The organism is Curtobacterium sp. B8, from assembly GCF_000333315.1.
Lineage (GTDB): Bacteria > Actinomycetota > Actinomycetes > Actinomycetales > Microbacteriaceae > Curtobacterium > Curtobacterium luteum.
This window is the reverse complement of sequence record NZ_BACW01000039.1, coordinates 1-3,991: the sequence shown is the minus strand read 5'-3', so window position 1 is coordinate 3,991 and position 3,991 is coordinate 1. Positions and strand designations below refer to the sequence as shown.

The 3,991-nt window shown below is 71.3% G+C and carries 3 protein-coding genes and 1 pseudogene; 3 read left to right on the top strand and 1 reads right to left on the bottom strand.

The window, feature by feature from the left end; translation table 11 throughout:
* Positions 1–567, bottom strand: a 567-nt coding sequence (locus I59_RS01205; protein WP_261976484.1) for an ABC transporter ATP-binding protein, incomplete at its 3' end; no start/stop codon positions are given.
* On the opposite strand from I59_RS01205, the pseudogene uvrC reads away from it, so the two are divergent.
* The 3 genes and pseudogenes from uvrC to whiA form a co-directional block, all read left to right on the top strand.
* A pseudogene (gene uvrC / locus I59_RS01200) lies at positions 470–1,849 on the top strand (excinuclease ABC subunit UvrC); the annotation flags it as partial. The gene I59_RS01205 and the pseudogene uvrC sit on opposite strands and share 98 nt — an antisense overlap.
* Positions 1,850–2,119: 270 nt before the next feature.
* Positions 2,120–3,016: an RNase adapter RapZ gene (gene rapZ / locus I59_RS01195; protein WP_022902314.1), complete on the top strand. Its 897-nt coding sequence runs from the start codon at positions 2,120–2,122 to the stop codon at positions 3,014–3,016.
* Between the two features lie 76 nt (positions 3,017–3,092).
* Positions 3,093–3,991 (top strand): DNA-binding protein WhiA (whiA, locus tag I59_RS01190; protein ID WP_022902313.1); only part of this gene is annotated, 899 nt, incomplete at its 3' end.

Below are 3,991 nucleotides of genomic sequence, written 5' to 3'. Positions count from 1 at the left end.
GCGCGGGAGTTCGTAGAGCTCCTGCGGGCTGCCCATCTGCTCGATNCCGCCGCCGTTCATGACCGCGACCGTGTCGGCCATGGTCATCGCCTCTTCCTGGTCGTGGGTGACGTGCAGGAACGTCAGCCCGACCTCGGCCTGGATCGACTTCAGCTCGAACTGCATCTGGTGCCGGAGCTTGAGGTCGAGGGCGCCGAGCGGTTCGTCGAGGAGCAGGAGCGCGGGGCGGTTCACGATCGCCCGTGCGAGGGCGACGCGCTGCTGCATGCCGCCGGACAGCTGCGCCGGCCGCTTCGATGCGGATCCCTCCAGCTCGACGAGCCGGAGCGCCTCGGTCGCCTTCGTCATCGGGTCCGGGATGCGGCGCCGCTTCAGGCCGAACGCGACGTTCTCGAGCACGCTCATGTGCGGGAAGAGCGCGTAGTTCTGGAACACGGTGTTGACCGGCCGCTGGTACGGCTTGGTGTCGTGCTTCCCGGGGCAGATCGGCAAGTGCGGCGGGCCCTGCTCGCAGAAGGTCACGATCGAGGAGCACCGCGCGCTCGTCGAGGAGTTCGTGCGCTTCATGTCGAGCTACGACCGTCGGGTCATCACGCACCTCCGGCAGCGGATGGGCGCCTCGGCCGACGCGATGCAGTACGAGCAGGCGGCGAAGTACCGCGACCAGGTCGAGGCGCTCGAGGCGGTGCTCGAGAAGAGCGCGGTCGTGCTGCGTGACAGCGTCGACCTCGACCTGTTCGGGATCGCCGAGGACGAGCTCGCCGCGGCAGTGCAGCTGTTCTCCGTCCGGGGCGGCCGCATCCGCGGTGTGCGCGGCTGGGTCGTCGACAAGGAGCTCGACATCGCCACCGGCGACCTCGTCGAGCAGATCGTGCAGGGCAACTACGCCGCGGGTGACGAGCCGCCGCGTGAGGTCGTCGTGCCCGAGCTGCCGGAGGACGCCGAGGCCCTGCAGGAGTGGCTCAGCCAGCGACGGGGCGGCCGTGGCACCAAACTCAGCACCGCCCAGCGCGGTGACCGGGCCGGGCTGGCGCGGACGGCGAAGCAGAACGCGGCGCAGGCGCTCATGCTCTACAAGACCAAGCGCTCCGCGGACTACACGACCCGGTCCGCGGCCCTGGCCGACATCCAGGAGGCCCTCGGCATGACGGAAGCGCCCCTGCGCATGGAGTGCTACGACATCTCGCACCTGCAGGGCACGAACGTCGTCGCCTCGATGGTCGTGTTCGAGGACGGGCTGCCCCGGAAGGACCAGTACCGGCGGTACACGATCGCCGAGACGACGGACGACACCGACAGCATGTACCAGGTGCTCTCGCGGCGGCTGGCACGCCTCGACGAGGACGCAGCGGTGCCCGACGTCCCGGACGTCACCACCGACGACGTCGTGGAGGGCTCGAAGCCGACGAAACGCTTCGCATACCGGCCGCAGCTGCTGATCGTCGACGGCGGGCAACCGCAGGTGCAGGCGGCGAAGCGGGCGATGGACGAGGCCGGGGTGCACGACATCGCGCTCGTCGGCATCGCGAAGCGCCTCGAGGAGCTCTGGCTGCCCGACGACGACTTCCCGGTGATCCTGCCGCGCAACTCCGAGGCGCTCTTCCTCGTCCAGCGCATCCGCGACGAAGCACACCGGTTCGCGATCACGCACCAGCGCACCCGTCGCAAGCGGGACGTCCGGTCGCAGCTCTCCGAGATACCGGGGCTGGGGCCGTCGCGGGTCGCCGCGCTGCTGAAGCACTTCGGGTCGGTCGCGCGCCTCCGGGCCGCGACCGCCGAGGAGATCGGTGTCGTGCCCGGCATCGGACCCGCGACGGCGGCCGCCGTGGTCGCCAAGCTCGCACAGGCCCCGACGAGTGCCTCGGCACCCGCCAGCGCCTCCGCACCCGGCAGCGCCTCGGCACCCGACGGAGCGGCCCCGGTCCGCGACGAGCGCTCCGTGGTCGTCGTGCCGGACGTGACCGACGACGGGCCGGAACTGCCCGCGTGAGGCGATGCGTGCCTCCCGGCCGATCCGCGCGCCCCGCACGGCACGGGCGATAGCCTTGACGTGGCCGACCACCAGCCGACACCCTCCCGGGCGACCCGCCCGGGCCGCGACGACGGAGCTCCCTCCCAGATGACTGACACCGCCGCTACCACCACCCCCCAACAACACGACATCCTCATCGTCACGGGGATGTCCGGTGCGGGGCGGTCCACGGTCGGGAAGGCCCTCGAAGACCTCGGCTGGTACGTGGTCGACAACCTGCCGACGCAGATGCTCGCGCCGCTCACCGAGCTGGCCGACCGCGCCGGCGAGAAGATCCCGAAGATCGCCACCGTCGTGGACGTCCGCGGCGGCCGGTTCTTCACCGACCCCGAGCAGGCGGTCGAACAGGTCCGGTCCACGACCTCCGCGCGGGTGCGGGTGCTCTTCCTCGAGGCCACCGACGCCGTGCTGGTGCGTCGGTTCGAGCAGGTCCGACGTCCGCACCCCCTGCAGGGCGACGGCACGCTCCTCGACGGCATCGGCCGCGAGCGTGCTCGGCTGTCCGGGCTCCGCGAGGCGTCGGACATGATCATCGACACCTCTGACCTGAACATCCACCAGCTGGCGAACACCGTCACCGAGAAGTTCGCGGACGACCACTTCGTCGGGGTGCAGGTCACGCTGATGAGCTTCGGGTTCAAGTACGGCCTGCCCGCGGACGCCGACATGGTGGCCGACGTCCGCTTCCTCCCGAACCCCTACTGGGTCCCGGAACTCCGGGCCCACACGGGGCTCGACGCCCCTGTCTCGGAGTACGTCCTGGCACAGCCGGGAGCCCGTCCGTTCGTCGAGCGCTACGCCGATGTGCTGGAGCCGGTCTTCGAGGGGTACCAGCGCGAGAACAAAAGACACGCTACGATCGCCATCGGCTGTACCGGCGGCAAGCACCGTTCGGTCGCCATCGTCGCCGAGCTGGCGAGTCTCCTCCGCGGGATGCCCAGCGTCGCCGTGCGTGTGAAGAACCGAGATCTCGGCCGGGAGTGACCGTCCCTCCGGCCGCTCCCCACGCGAGCGTCGCCGGGCCGCGGAGCCCCACCGAGAAAACGTTAGGAATGATGCTGTGCCGTTGACTGCCGAGGTCAAGGACGAACTGGCCAGGGTCGTCGTGAACCGCAACACGGTCCGCGCCGCCGAACTCGCGACCATCCTGCGGTTCGCGGGCGGCCTGCACGTCATCTCGGGTAGGATCGCCGTCGAGGTCGAGCTCGACACCCGCATCATCGTGCACCGGGTGCGCAAGGACCTGGCCGAGCTCTACGGCGTCCGGTCCGAGGCGAGCGTCGGGTCGTCCGCGTCCTCCCGTCGCGGCACGCGGTACCTGGTCCGGGTGCTCGAGGCGGGGGAGACCCTCGCGCGCCAGACCGGGCTGATGGATGCGCGTCGTCGGCCCGTCCGTGGGCTGCCGAACCGCCTCACCACGGGCAACCGCGAGGACCTCGCCGCCATCTGGCGCGGTGCGTTCCTGGCGTCCGGCACGCTGACCGACCCGGGTCGCGCCGCCGCGCTCGAGGTGACCTGCCCCGGCAACGAGGCCGCGATGGCGCTCGTCGGCGCGGCCTCCCGGCTCGGCATCGCCGCGAAGGGCCGCGAGGTCCGGGGTGTCCACCGCGTCGTCATCCGCGACGGCGAGGCGATCGGCCAGATGCTCACCGTCATGGGTGCAGCACGGACGACGGCCGAGTGGGAGGAGATGCGCCAGCGGCGCGAGGTCCGCGCCACCGCCAACCGCCTGGTCAACTTCGACGACGCGAACCTCCGCCGTTCCGCGCAGGCCGCCGTGGCCGCGTGCGCCCGGGTCGAGCGCGCGCTCGAGATCCTCGGCGACGAGGTCCCGGAACACCTCAAGTACGCCGGCTCGCTGCGCCTCGAGCACCGTGACGCGTCGCTCGACGAGCTCGGGCAGCACGCTGAGCCGCCGATGACGAAGGACGCGATCGCCGGGGGGATCCGCCGGCTCCT